This window comes from Streptomyces sp. NPDC091682, from assembly GCF_044756625.1.
Classification (GTDB): Bacteria; Actinomycetota; Actinomycetes; order Streptomycetales; family Streptomycetaceae; genus Streptomyces.
Genome location: NZ_JBIVTH010000003.1, coordinates 95,822 through 114,730, shown reverse-complemented (window position 1 = coordinate 114,730; position 18,909 = coordinate 95,822). Strand labels below are relative to the sequence as shown.

Annotated in this window: 14 protein-coding genes and 1 pseudogene; 8 read left to right on the top strand and 7 right to left on the bottom strand. The window is 71.0% G+C overall.

All coding sequences use genetic code 11. The features are described from left to right. The first annotated feature begins 87 nt into the window (after nt 1–87). Nucleotides 88–1,575 carry a PLP-dependent aminotransferase family protein gene (locus tag ACIQK6_RS08555; protein ID WP_402694561.1) on the top strand — a complete coding sequence of 496 codons (1,488 nt, stop codon included), beginning with the start codon at nt 88–90 and terminating at the stop codon, nt 1,573–1,575. Nucleotides 1,576–1,658: 83 nt separating this feature from the next. Here ACIQK6_RS08555 and ACIQK6_RS08550 read toward each other — a convergent pair whose 3' ends face one another. Continuing rightward, complete coding sequence (locus ACIQK6_RS08550; protein WP_402694560.1) at nt 1,659–2,276, bottom strand: TetR/AcrR family transcriptional regulator; 618 nt, start codon at nt 2,274–2,276, stop codon at nt 1,659–1,661. 275 nt (nt 2,277–2,551) lie between these two features. Here ACIQK6_RS08550 and ACIQK6_RS08545 point away from each other — a divergent pair, with 275 nt between their 5' ends. Further along, a complete protein-coding gene (locus ACIQK6_RS08545; protein WP_402694559.1) occupies nt 2,552–3,616 on the top strand; it encodes an alpha/beta hydrolase in 1,065 nt (354 codons plus the stop codon). A gap of 95 nt (nt 3,617–3,711) precedes the next feature. On the opposite strand, the gene ACIQK6_RS08540 is transcribed toward ACIQK6_RS08545, so the two are convergent. Further along, nucleotides 3,712–4,347 (bottom strand): response regulator transcription factor, encoded by a 636-nt coding sequence (locus ACIQK6_RS08540; RefSeq protein WP_329097795.1) that lies wholly within the window; start codon nt 4,345–4,347, stop codon nt 3,712–3,714. Continuing rightward, a complete protein-coding gene (locus ACIQK6_RS08535) occupies nt 4,344–5,612 on the bottom strand; it encodes a sensor histidine kinase (RefSeq protein WP_402694558.1) in 1,269 nt (422 codons plus the stop codon). The genes ACIQK6_RS08540 and ACIQK6_RS08535 overlap by 4 nt, the downstream gene beginning before the upstream one ends. Before the next feature lie 134 nt (nt 5,613–5,746). Between ACIQK6_RS08535 and ACIQK6_RS08530 the strand changes: the two genes are divergently transcribed. After that, complete coding sequence (locus ACIQK6_RS08530; RefSeq protein WP_329097792.1) at nt 5,747–6,835, top strand: ABC transporter permease; 1,089 nt, start codon at nt 5,747–5,749, stop codon at nt 6,833–6,835. Then, nucleotides 6,832–7,530 (top strand): ABC transporter ATP-binding protein, encoded by a 699-nt coding sequence (locus tag ACIQK6_RS08525; protein ID WP_329097789.1) that lies wholly within the window; start codon nt 6,832–6,834, stop codon nt 7,528–7,530. The genes ACIQK6_RS08530 and ACIQK6_RS08525 overlap by 4 nt, the downstream gene beginning before the upstream one ends. Nucleotides 7,531–7,624: 94 nt before the next feature. Here ACIQK6_RS08525 and ACIQK6_RS08520 read toward each other — a convergent pair whose 3' ends face one another. Continuing rightward, the gene (locus ACIQK6_RS08520; RefSeq protein ID WP_202198919.1) at nt 7,625–8,428 is read right to left on the bottom strand and encodes an IclR family transcriptional regulator; all 804 of its coding nucleotides are present in this window, start codon (nt 8,426–8,428) and stop codon (nt 7,625–7,627) included. Between the two features lie 337 nt (nt 8,429–8,765). Between ACIQK6_RS08520 and allB the strand changes: the two genes are divergently transcribed. Both allB and alc read left to right on the top strand, forming a co-directional pair. Further along, nucleotides 8,766–10,109 (top strand): allantoinase AllB, encoded by a 1,344-nt coding sequence (gene allB, locus ACIQK6_RS08515; protein ID WP_402694670.1) that lies wholly within the window; start codon nt 8,766–8,768, stop codon nt 10,107–10,109. Between the two features lie 3 nt (nt 10,110–10,112). Further along, nucleotides 10,113–11,231: an allantoicase gene (gene alc / locus ACIQK6_RS08510; RefSeq protein WP_329097787.1), complete on the top strand. Its 1,119-nt coding sequence runs from the start codon at nt 10,113–10,115 to the stop codon at nt 11,229–11,231. A gap of 174 nt (nt 11,232–11,405) precedes the next feature. On the opposite strand, the gene ACIQK6_RS08505 is transcribed toward alc, so the two are convergent. From ACIQK6_RS08505 to ACIQK6_RS08495, 3 genes are all read right to left on the bottom strand, one after another. Then, nucleotides 11,406–11,837, bottom strand: a complete 432-nt coding sequence (locus ACIQK6_RS08505; RefSeq protein ID WP_329097785.1) for a hypothetical protein — start codon at nt 11,835–11,837, stop codon at nt 11,406–11,408. Between the two features lie 176 nt (nt 11,838–12,013). Next, nucleotides 12,014–12,751: a 3-oxoacyl-ACP reductase family protein gene (locus ACIQK6_RS08500; RefSeq protein ID WP_402694557.1), complete on the bottom strand. Its 738-nt coding sequence runs from the start codon at nt 12,749–12,751 to the stop codon at nt 12,014–12,016. Nucleotides 12,752–12,921: 170 nt separating this feature from the next. Beyond that, the gene (locus ACIQK6_RS08495) at nt 12,922–14,904 is read right to left on the bottom strand and encodes a hypothetical protein (protein WP_402694556.1); all 1,983 of its coding nucleotides are present in this window, start codon (nt 14,902–14,904) and stop codon (nt 12,922–12,924) included. Here ACIQK6_RS08495 and ACIQK6_RS08490 point away from each other — a divergent pair, their 5' ends adjacent. Both ACIQK6_RS08490 and ACIQK6_RS08485 read left to right on the top strand, forming a co-directional pair. Next, the gene (locus tag ACIQK6_RS08490; protein ID WP_402694555.1) at nt 14,905–18,747 is read left to right on the top strand and encodes a hypothetical protein; all 3,843 of its coding nucleotides are present in this window, start codon (nt 14,905–14,907) and stop codon (nt 18,745–18,747) included. Continuing rightward, nucleotides 18,686–18,838: pseudogene (locus ACIQK6_RS08485) on the top strand (hypothetical protein); the annotation flags it as partial. The gene ACIQK6_RS08490 and the pseudogene ACIQK6_RS08485, both read left to right, overlap by 62 nt. Nucleotides 18,839–18,909: the final 71 nt, after the last annotated feature.

Sequence of the window (18,909 nt, the reverse complement as noted above, 5' to 3'; positions counted from 1 at the left end):
TCGGGATCTCCTTGCCAATCGAGGGCCAATACGGCGAGTCTGGTCCTCGATTGGCCTGGCCGTCAGAGCCAATCGGGGGAGGTTGGCATGGCAATCGGGCGAGTGGTCCAGACAGCGGACAGGACCATCGGCAGCCGTCAGCTCGCGGCCCTGCTGCCCGCCGACGTCCTGGCCCGCCCCGGCTACCGGGCGCTCGCCGACGCGGTCCGCACGCTGATCCTCGACGGACGCATCGCCCTGCACGTCCGGCTGCCCGCCGAACGCGAACTCGCCGAGGCGGTCGGCGCCAGCCGGGCCACCGTCACCGGCGCCTACGACCTGCTGCGCGAGAGCGGCTACGTCCGCAGCCGGCGCGGCGCCGGCACCTGGACCGAGCTCCCCGACGGCCACCGCCCGGTCGGAGCCCACGCCCTCCTCGGCGCCGGCGGCTACGGCGCCGACGGCGATCCCGGTGTCGACCTCGCCATCGCCGCCATGGGCGCGCCGGAATCCGGCCTCGCCGACGCCCTGGCCTGGGCCGCGCCCCGGCTGCCCCAGCTGGCCCGGACCCCCGGCTACCACCCCTTCGGCCTGCCCGACCTCCGCAGCGCCGTCGCCGACCGGTTCACCCGGCGCGGGCTCCCCACGCGCCCCGAGCAGATCCTGGTGACCGCCGGGGCCCAGCAGGCCTTCTCGCTGGTCGTCAGCCTGCTCTGCCGGGCCGGGGACCGGGTCGTGACGGAGAACCCGACCTACGCCAACGCCCTCGACGCCCTGCGCCACGCGCGCCTGCGCACCGGATCCATCGCCGTCTCCGACGCGGGCTGGGACATGGAGATAGCCGAGTCCACGCTGCGCCAGACCGTGCCCCGGCTGGCGTACGTGATCCCCGACTTCCACAACCCGACGGGCGCGCTGATGCCGCCGCAGCAGCGGCTGCGGTTGCTCGCGGCGACCCGTGCCACCGGGACCTGGCTGGTCGTCGACGAGACGATCGCCGACATCGCGCTGGACGTGCCCGCCCCCGCGCCGCTGGCCTCCCTCGCCCCGCGCGGGGGCGCCGACCACGTGATCACCATCGGCTCGCTGAGCAAGACGCACTGGGGCGGGCTGCGGGTGGGGTGGATCCGGGCCACCGCGAAGATGATCACGGAGCTGACGGCCGTACGGGTCTCCGTCGACATGACCGGCTCGGTGCTCGACCAGCTGGTCGCGCTCCCGCTGCTGCACGCCATGGAACGAGAACTGCCCGCACGCCTCGCGCAGCTGAGGAACCAGCGCGAGGCCCTGGTGGCCTCGCTCCAGCGCCACACCCCGGAATGGTCCTGGCAGGTCCCGCCGGGCGGCCTCTCCCTCTGGGTCGACCTGGGCGAGCCGGTCAGCTCCGCCCTGGCCGAGCGGGCCGCCGCGGCCGGCGTGCACATCGGCCGCGGCGCGCGCTTCGGGGTGGACCCGGGCACCTTCGAGCACCGGCTCCGGATCCCGTACACGCTGCCCGCGGACCGCCTGGACGAGGGCGTCCGCCGCCTCGCGAGCGCCTTCCACGACGGGGTGCCGCTCCCGCCGGCGGTGGAGCGGCCGCACTGGGTGGCGTAGGGGCGTCCCGCGCGGTCTTCACCGACCACGCACCCCCGCCCCCGCCAGGACCGGGCAGGCCCGGATGACCAGCCCTGATCCTGTCAAGGAGCGAGTTCGACCTGGCGAAGGCTGCGGAACACCGCCGGGGTCGCCCACCCGCGCAACGTGGCGTGAATCGCCGAGCGGAATGCGGCCTCGGCCGTGGCGGCGTCGAGAGCCCCGGCCAGTTCAAGAGTCACCAGCCCGTGCAGGGTGGCCCAGATCGACAAGGCGATCGACGTTGCCTCGCCGACGAGGACGGACGCCGCCAACGCGCGATCGATCGCCGCGAGGAGCGGACGGATCGGGTCCCTGGCACCGACCTCCCCCGACGGGTCGAAGGACTGCACGCCACCGAACAGCACCGTGTACAGGTGGCTGTGACCGCGCCCCCAACGACGGTAGGCGACGGCCAGCGCGTAGAGGTCGGCGAGGGGGTCCGCGGAGGTCTGCGCAGCCGACAGGTCCTGGAACAGGCCGGCTATGGCCCTGTCGCGCACCGCACTGATCAGCCCGTCCTTGCCACCGAACAACGAATACACCGCCGTCGTCGACGCCTCGGCAGCAGCAGCCACGGCGCGGACCGTGAGCGACTCCCGCGGACGGGTGGCGAGCATCTCGGTCGCGCACTCCACGAGCCGCTCTTTGACGGCCTCGTCGTTCGTTCTCGGTCTACCCACGGCCAGCAGCCTACCCCTCTTTGATAACGTCGTTTCAAAACAGCGTTCTGAAACTGTTGGAGGTCCGCCATGCCCACATCCGCCATACGTCTTGTCCGCTTCACCGGACGCTTACTGCTGGCCCTGGCCGCCGTCGCGATGCTGGTCGTCGTCCTTCTCGCGCTGATCTCCCTCACGGACGGGGCAGGCTCGGGGCTCGCCGCATGGTTGCCGACCCTTGCGGTCGGGGCCGTCCTCGCGATGTGGCGGGGCCGACGCCGCACTGCATCCCGACCGTGCCGACGGCCCGGCAGTACCCGCCCGCGCTCCCCTTCGTGACCACGCAGCACTGGAGCCTGACCACGGGCAGCCGGGTCGCGGTGTACCACTACCCGCCCGCGCACCCCGGCCCCCGGCATCCCATCCCGCTCGTGTACCTCAACGGCGGACCGGTCCGTGGCATCTCGGTACTCGACCACCGGTTCCTGCAACTCCTGGCCCGCCAGGGCTACGACGTCTACGCCTACGAACAGGCCGGTGGCGGACGCAGCGACCTGCTCCCCATGGGCCAGTACACGATCTCCAGGTCGGTCAGCGACCTCGCCGCCTTCATCGACCGCCTGAACAAGGGCAAGGTCGACGTCCTCGGCTTCTCCTCAGGCGGGGTCGTGCTCACCCGAGCCCTGGCCGATCCGAGCGTCGCCGCACGCCTGCACCGGGCGATCATCGCCGAGCCCGGCCCCATGGACGGCCCCACCGCACACATCACCGGGCACAAGGGCCGAAAATCCGCACGCGGCCTCGCGCCGGCCCCGACCGGACCGCGATCGACCTACGTCCCCCGGTACGCCGTGGCATTCGGCCTCATGCGACTCGGACTCCTCAGCCCCGATACCGGACTGATCGGACAGGCCGAAGGCGACAACGCCTTCACCGCCGCAGACCTCGGCAGCGACACCGCATCCGCGTACTGCGCGCGCGACGCGCACCGCATCCCCGCCGAAGACACCGCACAGAACTTCTCCTTCAGCCCCGCCGCCAGCCTCCGGATCCAGCAGACGGTCAAGGACTCACCCTCCATCGCCTCGCAACTGAGGCACTCCCGGACCCCCACGATGCTGATGATCGCCGAGTGCTCCTCCCAGATCCGTCAATGGGAGACCGCCGTCCTTGCCCATGACCCCGCCATCCAGCGCACGCAGTACATGCCCGGAGTCGGACACCACATGTGGAACGGCCTGGACGACAACAACGACCGGGCCGCCGCCGTCATCACCGCGTTCCTTCAGGACGAGCCAGCACCCCTGCCGAACCACCCGACCCGCGACGAGATCCCTACGTTCCTACGCGATCACGAATGACGACGACGCAGCCGGTTCGACACCCCTGATGCTCCCGTCGAAGTGCGCGCCGCACCTGCCGGCAGCCCCGCCCGTCCGCCCTGGGGCCAGCCCCCCTACGGGGTGCGGATCAGGCGGCGGGTGGCGGCCGCTGCCACCGCCGAGGTGCGGGAGTCGACGCCGAGCTTGGCGTAGACGTGCACCAGGTGGGACTTGACCGTGGCCTGGCTGAGGAAGAGCTTCTTGGAGATCTGCTGGTTCGACAGGCCGTCCGCGACCAGTTGCAGTACCTCCAGCTCCCGCTTCGTCAGCGCCTCCGCCGGGGTCCGCATCCGGTCCATCAGGCGCAGCGCCACCGCCGGGGCCAGCGCCGACTGGCCCGCCGCGGCCGTCCGCACGGCCGCCGCGAGCTCCTCCGGCGGGGCGTCCTTGAGCAGGTAGCCCGAGGCGCCCGCCTCCACCGCCGCCAGGATGTCCGCGTCCGTGTCGTACGTGGTCAGCACCAGCACCCGGGGCGCACCCGGGCGGGCCGTGATCAGGGCCGTCGCCTCGGATCCGTGCATACCGGGACCGGGACCGAACTGGAGGTCCATCAGCACCACGTCCACCGGTTCACGGGCGGCCAGCTCCACCGCCTGCTCGGCGGTCGCCGCCTCGGCCACCACTGCGAAGTCCGGTTCGGTGTCCAGCACCGCGCGCAGCCCGGCCCGGACCACCGGGTGGTCGTCGGCGAGCAGGAGACGGATGCTCACAGGGCCTCCACGGCGTCCGGACGTTCCGCGCGTGCGGTGTCTTCGAGGTGTTCGAGGGGCAGCGGCAGGGTGACGGCCACGGCGGTGCCCTGACCGGGGGCGGACTCCACGGTGAACAGCCCGCCCAGGGTCTCGGCCCGCGAGCGCATGGCGGGCAGCCCGAAGCCGCCGTCGCCCGAGCCGGAGGCGGCCGACGAGGGGTCGAAGCCGTGCCCGTCGTCGACGACGTCCAGGGTGACCGAGGCGTCCATGAACGTCAGGGTGATCTCGGCGCGCCCGGCCCGCGCGTGCCGCACCACATTGGCCAGCGCCGACTGGGCGATCCGCAACAGGGCCACCTCGTACGGGGTGGGCAGCACCCGTGGGCTGCCGGTCAGCGAGAACCGCACGCGCGGCCCCGGGACCCCCGCGCACAGCCGCTCCAGTGCGGCCGCGAGCGACCCGTGCTCCAGGTCCGGCGGGGTGAGGGCCCGTACGAAGCGACGCGCCTCTGCGAGGTTCTCCTGGGCCGCCTCTCGCGCCCGGGCGATGTGCGGCCGGGCCGGGGCCCCCTCGGGCAGCGCCCGCTCGGCGGCCCGCAGCAGCAGCTGGATGGAGGACAGCCCCTGGGCGAGGGTGTCGTGGATCTCCCGGGCGAGGCGCTCCCGCTCGGCCAGGATGCCCGCGCCCCGCTCGGCCGCGGCCAGCTCGGCCCGGGTGGTGATCAGCTCCTCGATCAGCTCCCGACGGCGCTCGCTCTCGCGGTACAGCGCCTGGTAGCCCAGTACGGTCGCCACCGCCACCGCCCCGCCCAGCAACGGCCCGAGGAAGGCCCCGGGGGTCACCGCGCTGCTGTGGGCGAGGAAACCGGCGATGGCAGCGCAGGCGGTCACCGCGACGGCCGTCACCCCCCAGCGCAGCCGCAGCAGGTGCAGCTCCAGGAAATACAGCGGGAAGGCGATCCACAGCCCGTCGGGGCAGACCACGAGCAGCGCCGCCCAGGCCGAGCCGAGCCCGGCCAGCCACAGCGCCCCGGCGCGCGGTGAGCTGTGCACCGCGGGGGCCCGTACGCCGCCCGCGTAGACGGCGGCGAGCACCGCACAGGCGGCGATCACCCACCCGGCCCGGGGCGCGGAATCGGTCACGGCCCGGCCGGCGGCGAGCGCGAGCAGGCCGAACAGCAGCGCGTGCAGGCACAGCCGCAGCACCTTGGACACGGGCGTCAGGGCGCGCGTGGCGGGGAGGGCCCGCGCGGCCGGGAGAACGGAGGAAACGGGAGCAGTCATGTCCGGACCAGCGTAAGTGGGGGCGGACCGGACCCGGTCAACCGAAAGTTTGATGTCCCGGCGCACCCTTCGATACGAGGATCACTACTGTGGCGCGATGCCTTGTGTCCACGCGGAAGACCAAGGTGGGGAACATGTTCGTCGCATGGAGAGATCTACGGTTCGCCAAGGGCCGGTTCGCCCTCATGGGCTCGGTCGTACTGCTCATCACCCTGCTGGTGGGCCTGCTGTCCGGGCTCACCTCCGGACTGGCCCGGGAGAACATCTCGGCCATCACCGGTCTGCCCGCCACGCACCTGGCCTTCGCCGCGCCCACCGGTGACCAGAAGGTGTCCTTCACCAACTCCCAGGTGCCCGAGTCCGCCTGGCTGGCCTGGCGGGGGCAGCCCGGGGTGGAGGCGGCGCAGCCGCTCGGCATCCGCACCACCAACGCCGTCTCGGGTGAGCGCACCGCCGCGGTCTCGGTCTTCGGAGTGGACCCCGTCGGGGGGCTCGCACCGCGGAACGCCGGCCTCACCCAGGGCCAGGTGGTCCTGACCGAGAAGGCCGCGAAGGAGCTCGGCGGCCTGACCGCCGGGGCCAAGCTCAAGATCGGCCCGCTGGAACTGACCGTGGCGGGCGTGTCCGGGACCGCCGCCTACAGCCACACCCCGGTCGTCTGGATGGACCTGGGCGACTGGCAGCGCATCGGCAATCCCGGCACCTCCATCGACACCCTCGCGACCGTCGTCGCCGTCTCCGCGGGTGGCGGGGTGGACCTCGGTGCGGCGGACGGGGCCGCCGGGACCAAGGCGCAGACCGTGGACGAGGCCCTGGGCGCCATAGGCTCCTACCAGGCGGAGAACGGCTCGCTCCAGCTGATGCGCGGCTTCCTGTTCGCGATCTCGGCCCTGGTGATAGGCGCCTTCTTCACGGTGTGGACGATCCAGCGCAGCGGGGACATCGCCGTCCTGAAGGCACTGGGTGCCTCCACCCCGTACCTCCTGAAGGACGCCCTCGGCCAGGCCGTCGTGATGCTCGCCATCGGTACCGGGCTGGGCACCGCGCTCGCCGCCGGTTTCGGCGCGCTGATCAGCGGCGGTCCCGTGCCCTTCGTCCTCGACGCCGCCACCGTGCTCGTCCCCGCCGTGATCATGATCCTGCTCGGCGCGCTGGGCGCCGCGCTGTCCATCCGGCGGATTACCGCCGTCGACCCGCTGACCGCCCTCGGGAGCGCCCGATGACCCTCCTCGTCCATGACGTCACGCTGACCTACCCCGACGGCGAGAGCCGCCTCACGGCCCTCGACGCGGTCGGCCTGGAGGTCCCCGCCGGCACCCTGACGGCGGTCATCGGTCCCTCCGGCTCCGGCAAGTCCAGCCTGCTCGCGGTGGCCGCCACCCTCGTCACACCGGATTCGGGCCGGGTCGTCGTCGCGGGCCAGGACACCACGGGGCTCGGTCCCGCCGAGAAGTCGGCCCTGCGCCGGGAGAAGATCGGCATCGTCTTCCAGCAACCGAACCTGCTGGCCTCGCTGACCGCCGCCGAACAGCTCCAGGTCATGACCCACCTCTCCGGCCGACCCGCGCGGGCGCTGCGCCGGCGGGCGCTGGAGCTGCTGGACGCGGTGGGCCTGGCCGACAAGGCCGACAAGCGCCCCCACCAGCTCTCCGGCGGTCAGCGGCAGCGGATCAACATCGCCCGCGCCCTGATGAACGAGCCCGCCGTACTGCTGGTCGACGAGCCGACTAGCGCGCTCGACCACGAGCGCGGCGCGGCCGTGCTCGACCTACTGGTCACCCTGACCCGGGAGCGCTCCACGGCCACGGTGCTGGTCACGCACGACCACGCCCACCTGGAGCGGATGGACCGTACGGCGACGATGACCGACGGCGGCCTGACGCTGAGCCCGGCCCCGGCCGCCGTGCCGGCGCCCTGAGCGGCGTACGCACGGCGCACCGGCATGCGCGAAGGCCCCGGCCGCCCCCGCTACGAAGCGGAGGCAGCCGGGGCCTTCGTACGACGGCGTGACCCTACGCGGGGCTCTGGTTGGCCAGGGCCACCGAGAGCTCGGCGGCCACGCCCTGGAGGATCGGCACGAAGGACTCGGCCACGGCCTCCGTGACCCGGCCCGCCGGACCGGAGATGGAGATCGCGGCGGCGGTCGGCGAGTTCGGCACCGACACGGCGAGGCAGCGGACTCCTATTTCCTGCTCGTTGTCGTCGACCGCGTAACCCACCTTGCGCACCTGCTCCAGCGCGTCGAGGAAGCCCTCGGGCGTGGTGATGGTCTTCTCGGTCGCCGCCGGCATCCCGGTGCGGGCCAGCAGGGCCCGTACCTCGTCGGCCGGGGTGTGGGCGAGGAGCGCCTTGCCCACGCCGGTGGAGTGCGGCAGCACCCGGCGGCCGACCTCGGTGAACATGCGCATGGAGTGCTTGGACGGCACCTGGGCGACGTAGACGATCTCGTCACCGTCGAGGAGGGCCATGTTCGCCGTCTCCCCGGTTTCCTCGACCAGGCGGGCGAGGTAGGGGCGGGCCCAGGTACCCAGCAGGCGCGACGCGGACTCGCCGAGGCGGATCAGGCGGGGGCCGAGGGAGTAACGTCGGTTGGGCTGCTGGCGCACGTAGCCGCACGCCACCAGCGTGCGCATCAGGCGGTGGATCGTGGGCAGGGGCAGACCGCTGGCGGCGGAGAGCTCACTGAGGCCGACCTCGCCCCCGGCATCGGCCATGCGTTCGAGCAGGTCGAAGGCGCGCTCGAGGGACTGGACGCCACCGCTGGCGGCGGGGGTCTTCGAGGAAGCGTCGGTGGTGCTGGCGCTGGACGTCGGCACGGCGCGGTCCTTTCGGTGCTGGCAGGCAAGGGAGCAGCCTACCCGGCGGTCGGCGTCAGCCCCAGTCTTGGGGTCGAGGTCGTCGCCGCCGGTCAGAGAGGGTTTGTCCGGGTGGTGGACGTCCTCGGGAAGTTATCCGCCCGGTTGCCGGTGGTGGTAGCTACATTCTGTATAGCGAAATCTTAATTCCATCTTGTGGAAACATCCAATTGCGGTCCTGGTGTGTCAGTGGTCCGTCCGGACGCTCTTGACGGGGTACGGATCGCCGGGAAGACTCCGTCAACAGAACGTTGAATTTCGCTCTGTGGAAGTAGATGGGGAGGTTCCGGTGGCTGACGTGGCCGACGTGGCTGTGGAACTGGTACTGCGCTCGACGCGCGTCATCACCCCCGAGGGGACGCGTGCCGCCTCGGTGGCCGTCGCCGGTGGGAAGATCACGGCCGTGCTGGCGTACGGGGCCGAGGTACCGGCCGGAGCCCGGCTGCAGGACTTCGGTGACGACGTCCTGCTCCCCGGCCTGGTCGACACCCACGTCCACGTGAACGACCCGGGCCGCACCGAGTGGGAAGGCTTCTGGACGGCCACCCGCGCCGCCGCGGCCGGCGGCATCACCACGATCCTCGACATGCCGCTGAACTCCCTGCCGCCCACCACGACCACCGACAACCTGCGCGTCAAGCAGGAGGTCGCCCGCGCCAAGGCGCACGTGGACGTCGGCTTCTGGGGCGGCGCCCTGCCGGACAACGTCAAGGACCTGGCCCCGCTGCACGACGCCGGCGTCTACGGCTTCAAGTGCTTCCTGTCGCCCTCGGGCGTGGACGAGTTCCCCGAACTCGACCAGGACCAGCTGGCCACCTCCCTCGCCGAGATCACCGGCTTCGGCGGCCTGCTCATCGTGCACGCCGAGGACCCGCACCACCTGGACGCGGCCCCCGTCGTCCCGGGCCCCAAGTACGCCGACTTCCTCGCCTCGCGGCCGCGCGACGCCGAGAACACCGCGATCGGCAACCTGATCGCCCAGGCCAAGCGGCTGAACGCGCGGGTGCACGTGCTGCACCTGTCGTCCTCCGACGCGCTGCCGCTGATCGCCGCCGCCAAGGCCGAGGGCGTCCGCATCACCGTCGAGTCCTGCCCGCACTACCTCACCCTCACGGCCGAGGAAGTGCCGGACGGCGCGAGCGAGTTCAAGTGCTGCCCGCCCATCCGCGAGGCCGCCAACCAGGACCTCCTGTGGGACGCGCTCGCCGACGGCACGATCGACTGCATCGTCTCCGACCACTCGCCCTCCACCGCGGACCTGAAGACCAGCGACTTCTCCACCGCGTGGGGCGGGATCTCCTCCCTCCAGCTGGGCCTGGCCGCCATCTGGACCGAGGCGCGCCGCCGCGGCCGGACCCTGGAGGACGTCGTCCGCTGGATGTCCGCCGCCCCGGCGAACCTCGCGGGCCTCACCCAGAAGGGGGCCATCGAGGTCGGCCGCGACGCCGACTTCGCCGTCCTGGCCCCTGAAGAAACGTTCACTGTGGACCCGGCCGAGCTCCACCACCGCAACCAGGTCACGGCGTACGCGGGCAAGACCCTGCACGGCGTCGTGAAGTCCACGTGGCTGCGCGGCACGCAGATCGCCGACCACGGCACCCCGACCGAGCCCACGGGCCTCCTCCTCGAAAGGCAGAACTGACCAGTGGCGATTGAATCCTTCACCGGTAACGCGAACCCGTACGGAGGCGGCGACCCGTACGCGGACTACCGCACCGCGGACTTCCCCTTCACCCAGTACGCGAACCTCGCCGCCCGTGAGCTGGGCGCCGGTGTCATCGCCGCCAACGACGAGTTCTTCGCCCAGCGCGAGAACCTGCTGATCTCCGAGGCCGCGCACTTCGACCCCGAGGACTTCGGCCACAAGGGCAAGGTCATGGACGGCTGGGAGACCCGCCGCCGCCGCGGTGTCTCGGCCACCCAGCCCTGGCCGACCCCCGAGGACCACGACTGGGCGCTCGTACGCCTCGGCGCCCCCGGCGTGATCCGCGGCATCGTCGTCGACACCGCCCACTTCCGCGGCAACATGCCGCAGGCCGTCTCCATCGAGGCGACCAACTGGGCGGGCGCCCTCGCGCCGACCCCGGAGGAGCTCCAGGGCGACGACGTGAAGTGGACGACGATCGTCGCCCGCACCCCGGTCGGCGGCCACGCGGCCAACGGCTTCGAGGTGGACGCCCCGCAGCGCTTCACCCACCTGCGCGTCAACCAGCACCCCGACGGCGGCATCGCCCGCCTGCGCGTCTACGGCGAGGTCCTGCCCGACCCGAAGTGGCTCGACGCGCTCGGCTCGTTCGACGTGGTGGCCCTGGAGAACGGCGGCTCCGTCCAGGACGCCTCCAACCGCTTCTACTCCCCGCCGACCAACACCATCAACCCGGGCCGCTCCCGCAAGATGGACGACGGCTGGGAGACCGCGCGCCGCCGCGACAACGGCAACGACTGGATCCGCTACCAGCTCGTCACCGAGTCCGAGATCCGCGCCGTCGAGATCGACACCGCGTACCTCAAGGGCAACTCGGCCGGCTGGGCCTCCCTGTCGGTCAAGACGGGCGAGGAGGGCGAGTGGACGGAGTTCCTGCCGCGCACCCGCCTGCAGCCCGACACCAACCACCGCTTCGTGCTGGACGCCCCGGCGGTCGGCACGCACGTCCGGATCGACATCTTCCCGGACGGAGGCTTCTCCCGCCTGCGCTTGTACGGCTCCCTGACGGAAGCCGGCGCGGCGGCTCTGACCGCCCGCCACCAGGAACTGGGCGGCTGACGCCACCCGTTCGACCGCCCCGGGAGCCGACACTCCCGGGGCCACGCCCCATCGGGCCGGGCGCGGCCCGGCCCGGCGACGGCGGGAGCCGTGTGCCTCCGGCGGACACCAATGCGGCTCCGGCGGCGACGCCGGTGAACTGCTCGAGTACGGTGCGACGCGAGCACTCGATGCTCATGGGTTCCCGACGGGCACGTGTCGTGCCCGTCGGTTCAGGAACACGGCGGCGCAGGCCAGGACGACGGCAAGACCGGCCGACACGTAGACGAACAGGTTGATCGACCTGGAGACGTGCTCCACCGTCGAGCCGTCGGAGTAGATGCAGGCGTTGCGAAGGGGCCAGTATTCCTGCTTCAGGCCCGCCAACTGGGCGCCGGGGCCGTTCCCGTCCTCGCACAGCTCCGGGAACGGCCCTCCCAGGGCGACGGAGAACCAGCCGTAGCAGTACACGGCCGCAGCCGAGAAGACGAAGATCAGGGCGAGAACGGCACAGATCCCGGGCAGCGAACGGGGTGGTTTCCTCAGCATGAGGACGACCACCAGGATGCACGCCGGAACGGCCGCCGCACTGACGAGCAGGAACAGGCCCATCAAAGGCAGCGTCATCGAGTCCGCTCCTTCTGATCTGCTGTCGCGGACGCGCGGAACCGCGCCGTGCTTCCCGTTCGCTGCGCCGAGCGTCTTCTCATGGCTCGGCAACATACCCGGCGTGCCGCTTCCGGTGGGCAGGGGCGTCCGGGGCTGCCGTCATCCCGGGTGTGAGGGAAGGCCCGGACCGAGGCCTACGCGGCGTGCCCGCCGTCCACCGCGAACTCCGCCCCCGTCACGTACGCGGCCTCCTCGCCCGCGAGGAAGGACACGACGGACGCCACCTCCCGCGGCATGCCGAACCGCCCGAGGGCCGTCAGCGCCGCCTGCGTCCCCGCGTACGGTCCGTCCGCCGGGTTCATGTCCGTGTCCACCGGCCCCGGGTGCACGACGTTCGCGGTGATCCCGAGCCCGCCCAACTCCCGGGCCAGGGCCTTGTTGAACCCGGTCAGAGCCGACTTGCTCATCGCGTAGAGCGTCCCGCCCGGCCCCGGCACCCGCTGGGTCATGCAACTGCCGATGGTGATGACCCGCCCGCCCGGTCCCAGGTGCCCGGCCGCAGCCTGCGTCGTGAGGAACACCCCGCGCACGTTGACCGCGAGCACGCGCTCCACGTCGGCCGGGGCCAGCTCCGCCAGCGGCCCGAGCACCCCCACCCCCGCGTTGTTCACCAGTACGTCCAGCCGCCCGAACTCCGTGACGACCCGCTCCACCGCGGCTGCGGCGGCCTCCGGATCCCCGATGTCGGCCCGTACGGCCAGGGCCCGCCGCCCGAGCGCCTCCACCTTCCCGACCACCTCGGCCGCGGCCTCGGCGTCGTGGACGTAGCTGATCGCGACGTCGGCCCCGTCCTCGGCGAGCCGCAGTGCGACGGCCGCCCCGATCCCCCGGCTCCCACCGGTCACCAGGGCCACGCTGTTGTTGCTGTCCATGCCGTTCCTCCCGCGTCGATTGGTTGCGGGTTCAATCAAATCTCCCTGGGGCTCGCCCCGCTGGCAGGAATCCGACCTCGCGTTCCGCGCGGGGGAGCAGGAACGACAGGGCGCCCTGCCAGGAGTGTTCTCCCGGCAGGGCGCTCGCGGCTACGGCTGCTCCGTCCTGACTACCCGATCGTCAGGAAGGTGTTCCAGCCGTCCTCGTCGCGACCGTTGGGTGCGCCGAGGGTGCTGGTTCCGCCGAGGAAGAGCCATTGGTATCCGTTGTCCCCGACGGCCCAGATGTCGGGGATGCCGTCACCGTTGGCATCGGGGGTGCCGAGGAGCTTGGGGTAGGCGGCCCGGCCCCAGCCGGTGGTGGCGTAGGTGTAGTCCTCGCCGCCTTCGGCGTTCGCCTTGGACTCCAGGGACCTGAGGTCGACTCCGCCGTTGACGCCGGGCTTGCCCTTGCGCAGGGCCAGGCCGCGGTTGGCGTTGGTGTTGTCCCGGAAGATCAGATCCGGGACCTTGTCCCCCGAGACGTCCCGAACGCCGACGATGTCACGGCCGGCCCAGCCGGTGGCCATCTTCTTGTACGAGGCGAAGCTGGATCCGGTATAGCCGGAGAACGCCCAGAAGCCGTCGGCGTCCAGGGCGAACATATCGCCCAGGCCGTCGCCGTCGATGTCCTCGGTGACGACGAGCTGCCGGAAGGTCGACGGGTCGGGGGCGCTGAGGGGCAGCTGCATCTGCATGCGGCGGCCGACGTCGAACTGGCCGGTGCCGGTGCCGGGGTAGACGTAGAGCTTGCCGTCGGGCATCCGCGCGATCAGGTCCGTGAGGCCGTCACCGGGGTACCAGTCGGTGGCGTGACCGATGAGCGCGGACTGGCCGGTGACCGGATCCTTCCAGTACCCGGGGGCCACGGGCTTGCCGTTCTCGACCGCGCCGGGGATGTAGGCGTCGGTGTCACCGGCGCTGTCTCCCGCGTAGGTGCGCAGGTTGCCGTCCTTGTCGATGGCCAGGAGGTCGGGGTGGCCGTCACCGGTGACATCACCGGGCGTGTCCTGGCCGGGCCTCGGCCTGACGAGGAAGCCGTAGGTGCTCTGGGCGGATATGTTGCCGGACTTGCTGACGGTGCGGACGTAGAGGACGTTCGGACCGGAGGTGTCCACCTGGAGCGGGACGGAGACCTCGTCGCCACCAGGGGCGGGCACGGCCTTCTGGTCGAACACGGGGCGGTTCAGGCTCCACTGGTACTCGCGGATGTCCTCCGCCTTGGCACCGTTGCCCTTGATGGTGAAGTTCTGGCCCGGCGTGCTGGCGGGCTCCGTGCTCCACTCGTTGAAGTCGTCGCCCTGCGGCGGGAAGGCGGCGGAGGAGACGGCCGGGTTGGGCGGGACGGTGTGGCTGACGGTGAACCTGCACCAGCCCCCGCTACCGGATTCGTGCGGCCCGCTGCCCGACCCCGCGCCGTCCTTGTCGATGGCGCGGGAGAGCCAGTAGTAGGTCTGGCCGTCGCTGAAGGCGTTCCAGGGCACCTCGGCGGTGACCACGCCATCGCTGTTGGGCCACAGCCACTGGTCGAAGACCGTCCCACTGTCGCCCCACACCTGGATCTCGACCCTGTCGAGGTTGCCGTCGCGGTCGGTGCCCTTCACCTGGAAGGTGACGTTGGTCTTGCCGATGCCGGTCCCGGGCCAACCGATCAGGCACGGGCCGCCGGGGAAGGTCTGCATGTTCGCCGCGGTCGGGGTGTCCGGGCGCGAGTTGTAGACGACCTCGATGTAGGGAGCGGCCTCGCCGTTGGCGATGAACTTCTTCCAGAAGTACGGGTCCGACTCGTTCGGGGCGGCGAACCCCAAGGACAGCGCCCCCCAGCCGCCGTTGGCGGCCTCGGCGACCAGGCCCTTGATGTCGGGGGCGATCCAGTTGTCGGGGCACGAGCTGTTGTAGCCGTACCCCGCGTACTCCGAGGCGACCACTCTGCCCCAGTAGTCCGCGTTGTTGGTGCTTCCCCAGGTACTCGACGATGTGATGTACGGGGTCGAGAAGATGAGCATCTGCTTGCTGTCACACGACCACGAATAGGTCTGCAACGCCCGGACGCTGGCCGAGACGATTTCGGAGCCCTGGAGCTGACTTCCGAAGTCGAAGTTGAAAATGGCCACATGTCGCCGATTTCGGCGAACAATTCCAGCCTGCCCGGAAACAGAAAGTCCCGCGCCTGGCGCGCGCGCCTCGCCGGGCGCATCGGCGTCACGCTGTCCGTGACGCTGGTCGCAACTCTTCTGCCCGCCGAGGCCTGGGCGGCGTCACCGGGAAACCGCAGCGGCGTCGACCTGCCCGGCCTCCAGCAGGACATCAAGGCCAAGCTCGACAAGGTCGCGGCCGCGAAACTGCAGGGCTGGGACGGTGCCGCCGCGGCGCCGCCCCCGGGGTACGAGCCCTCCAGGGTGACTCCCCCGGCGGCCGGCTCGGAACCCGTGGCGCTGAATCCGGAGAGCGGGACGCAGCTGGTCCAGGCGGGCGGGCTGCCCATCAGCATCGGCAAGGCCTCGCCGACCGAAAGGAATCCGACGCCGCCGGCCCCGTCCGGAACCTGGGTGGTGGCCGTCGAGGCGCGGACCGTCACCGAGTCGGCCGGCGTCGACGGCGCGATCATCAAGGTCACACCTCCGGCCGGCAGCTCGACCCCGGTCGACGTGCAGCTCGACTACAAGAAGTTCGAGGACCTCTACGGCACCGAATGGGCCACTCGCCTGGAGCTCAAGCAACTCCCCGAGTGCTTCCTGACCACGCCCGAGCTTCCCGAGTGCTCCGCCGCCGTGGACGTCCCGAGCACCAACGACCCCCACTCCGGGACCGTCCGGGCAACCGTCGACCCGGTCGCCGTGCCCGGGCAGGGCCTGCGCACCATGTCCGGTGGCGGCGGTGCGATGGTCCTGGCCGCTTCCGACGGGGGCTCGGGCGCGGGCGGCACCTACAAGGCCACCCCGCTCTCCCCCTCGGGCAGTTGGTCGGCGGGAGGAAGCGGCGGCGGGTTCTCCTGGACGTATCCGCTGACCGTGCCCCCGAACCCGGCCGGACCCGAGCCGAAGATTGCCTTCTCCTACTCCTCGCAGGCCGTGGACGGCAAGACGTCCGTGGCCAACGGGCAGGGTTCGTGGATCGGTGACGGCTGGAGCTACGAGCCCGGCTACATCGAACGCCGCTACCGGGCCTGCTCGGAGGACCGCGATGCGACAGGGGGTGCACCGAACAACGACAACAGCACGGACAAGAAGAAGGGCGACCTGTGCTGGGCCGGCGACAACCTGGTGATGTCGCTCGGTGGCTCCACCACCGAGCTGGTCCGCGACGCCGCATCGGGGCAGCTGGTTCCGGCCGCCGATGACGGTTCGAAGATCGAGCGGATGTCGGGCAGCGCCAACGGCGCGAAGGACGGCGAGTACTGGGTCGTCACCACCCGCGACGGCACGCGGTACCACTTCGGACGCCACAACGTCGGCACCCACGGCGACGGAGCTTCGCCGCTGACCGTCACCGACTCGGTCTTCACCGTCCCCGTCTTCGGCAACCACCCCGGCGAACCCTGCCACCAGGCGGCGTACGCCAACTCGTCCTGCCGCCAGGCCTGGCGCTGGAACCTCGACTACGTCGAGGACGTCCACGGCAACGCCATGGTCATCGACTGGCAGCCGGAGCAGAACCGCTACGCCAAGAACGCGAAGTTCAAGGAGAAGAACGCCGCCGAAGTCGGTTACACCCGAGGCGGCTACCCCACCCGGATCCTCTACGGGCTGCGCGCGGACAACCTCGCCGGAGCTCCGGCAGGCCGCGTCGAGTTCACGCTCGCGGAGCGGTGCATCGAGGAGGGCGGCGTCAAGTGCGGCAACGCCCAGTTCGATTCGAAGAACTACGGTGACAAGCAGCCCTGGTGGGACACCCCGTCCACCCTTCACTGCAAGATGGACGCGGAGAACTGCCACGTCGCCTCGCCGACGTTCTGGTCGCGAAAGCGCCTGACCGGTGTCACCACCTACGGCCAGCGCACCGAAGGTTCCACGGCCCTCTCCAAGGTCGACCACTGGTCGCTGACCCAGTCGTTCCCGAAGCAGCGCACCGACACGCACCCCCCGCTGTGGCTGGAGTCCATCACCCGCACCGGATACGGCACCGCGAAGGACGGCGGTGACAACCTGATCGGGATCCCGCTGCCGCCGGTGTCCTTCCTGGCCAACGTCCAGGACATGCCGAACCGCGTCGCGAAGAGCGCCAACGACGCGACGCCCGACTACGACCGCCTCCGCGTGGAGACGATCCGCAACGAGACCGGTGGCGAGACGTACGTCGACTACTCGGCTCCCTGTGCGGTGGGTACGACCCACCCCAAGCCGGAGGCCAACACCACCCGTTGCTTCCCCGTCCACTGGTCCCCGGACACCGAGCTGGAGAAGCCGCCGCTGGAGTGGTTCAACAAATACGTCGTCGAGAAGGTCGTCGAGAAGGACCGCGTCGCCCGCCAGCCCGACGTCACCACCAGTTACACGTACGAAGGTGACGCGGCCTGGGGCAAGGACACCGACGAGTTCACCAAGCCCGAACTGCGCACCTACAGCCAGTGGAGGGGGTACGCATCGGTCGTGACGACCAAGGGCGTCACCGCCAACGCGGGCAAGCCCGACGCCACGGAGCAGTCCCAGACGCGCACGCGCTATTTCCGCGGCATGTCCGGAGACGGTGGTCGCGCCAAGGTCAGGGTCAAGGACTCCACCAATGCCGAGGATCTGGGGGAGGACCTTCTCCAACTGCAAGGACAAGTAGCGGAAACGATCAGCTACACGAAGGCGGGCGGCAACGTCTCCTCGCGCGTGATCAATTGGCCCTGGAGCCAGCGAACGGCGAATCGTCCGCGGCGTGGCACCACTGACCTGGAGGCCTTCCGTACCGGCACGGCCCGTTCCGATGCGTTCCAGTCGATCGAGGGCGGGACCCGCATGGTCCGTACCCAGAACACGTTCGACGAGGGGGCCTACGGTCTGCCCAAGACGGCGCAGGCCGAAGTGCTGACGTCGAACGGCACGGGGTGGACGTCCTCGGAGCAGAACTGCATCACCACCACCTACGTGCACAACACGACGAAGCACATCATCGGACTCGCCCAGAGGGTACGCAGCACGGCCGGTGACTGCAGCAAGGCGGCCACCGGGCAGGTCCTCACGGACACCCGCACCTCCTACGACGCCCTGAACGCATTCGGTACCGCCCCCGTGAAGGGGCTGCCGGTTCAGGTCGACACCCTCGACGGCGCCGGCACCGGATGGGTCACCACGGCCCGTACCGAGTACGACGCCCTGGGGCGCCCCGTCAAGGCCTACGACGCGGCCGGCAATCCGACGTCCACGACCGTCAGCCCTCCCACGGGCCCCGTCTTCTCCACCACGATCACCAACGCCCTGGGCCACACCGTGACGGCGAAGTCCGATCCCGGCCGTGGCAGCGTGCTGGAATCCACCGACGCCAACGGCCGCAAGGCGAGCATGGCCTACGACGCACTGGGCCGCACCACCGGAGTGTGGACTCCCTCCCGGAAGCAGGGTACGGACAAGGCGGCCTTCGTCTTCTCGTACGACATATCCGTCGACATGCCGCCGACCGTGGTCAGTGGCGCCCTGCGGGACAACGGCACCTACGAGAACACGGTCACCGTCTACGACGGCCTCCTGCGCACGCGACAGACCCAACCGCGACCTCACGAATGCGGCACTGGACGACACCACGACCTACGCGTACGGCGTCCAGGTGACGGGCAACGGCGGGCTACCGCCGGTCAAGACCCATCCGCACGCACTCACCGAGGCCAAGCAGACCACCAAGTCCCAGAACTCGACGGTCACGTCGCTCTCCACGTACGGATACGACAGCGCCGGCAACACGACCCGGCGGACCATCGACGGCGACACCCAGATCCTCAACTGGGACCGGCGCAACAAGCTCGCTTCCGCCAGTAGCCCGGGCATCGGCGCCGTCACCGTCACCGGTCTGGGCGGCAAGTGCCTCGACGTCGACGGCGGCAACTCCGATGACGGCACGCCCGCCCAGGTGATGTCGTGCAACGAGTCCAAGGCGCAGAAGTGGACCCTCAGCGGCGACACCGTCAAGGCCCTCGGCAA

What these genes read in the sequence shown, in the direction of transcription:
- ACIQK6_RS08525 (WP_329097789.1), top strand. Translation starts at nt 6,832, where the DNA reads ATGACCCTCCTCGTCCATGACGTCACGCTGACCTACCCCGACGGCGAG.
- ACIQK6_RS08500 (WP_402694557.1), bottom strand. Translation starts at nt 12,751, where the DNA reads ATGGACAGCAACAACAGCGTGGCCCTGGTGACCGGTGGGAGCCGGGGG.
- ACIQK6_RS08555 (WP_402694561.1), top strand. Translation starts at nt 88, where the DNA reads ATGGCAATCGGGCGAGTGGTCCAGACAGCGGACAGGACCATCGGCAGC.
- ACIQK6_RS08490 (WP_402694555.1), top strand. Translation starts at nt 14,905, where the DNA reads ATGTCGCCGATTTCGGCGAACAATTCCAGCCTGCCCGGAAACAGAAAG.
- ACIQK6_RS08505 (WP_329097785.1), bottom strand. Translation starts at nt 11,837, where the DNA reads ATGACGCTGCCTTTGATGGGCCTGTTCCTGCTCGTCAGTGCGGCGGCC.
- ACIQK6_RS08530 (WP_329097792.1), top strand. Translation starts at nt 5,747, where the DNA reads ATGTTCGTCGCATGGAGAGATCTACGGTTCGCCAAGGGCCGGTTCGCC.
- ACIQK6_RS08535 (WP_402694558.1), bottom strand. Translation starts at nt 5,612, where the DNA reads ATGACTGCTCCCGTTTCCTCCGTTCTCCCGGCCGCGCGGGCCCTCCCC.